This is a genomic window from Cupriavidus sp. SIMBA_020, assembly GCF_046535395.1.
Taxonomy (GTDB): domain Bacteria; phylum Pseudomonadota; class Gammaproteobacteria; order Burkholderiales; family Burkholderiaceae; genus Cupriavidus; species Cupriavidus campinensis.
On sequence record NZ_JAWRWU010000490.1, the window covers coordinates 1 to 275 of the forward strand.

Here is a 275-nt window from a genome sequence, read left to right on the forward strand (position 1 = left end):
GTCCGCGCAATGGCGGATCGCCGCATCCATATCGAGCCACTGCGCCTGCGGCTGCTTGCCCGCCACGATAATGTTGATGCGGTTCCAGGTGCGCAGCACGTGATCGGTCACGGCGAGCAGCGTGTTGGCGTCGGGCGGCAAATAGACGCGCACCGTGTCCGCCTTCTTGTTCACCGCGTAGTCGATGAAACCCGGGTCCTGATGGCTGAAGCCGTTATGGTCCTGACGCCACACATGCGACGTGAGCAGGTAATTGAGCGAGGGCAGCGGCCGCC

At 63.6% G+C, this 275-nt stretch carries 1 pseudogene; it reads right to left on the minus strand.

The features are described from left to right. Positions 1-275: pseudogene (locus SB751_RS30195) on the minus strand (phosphoketolase); the annotation flags it as partial.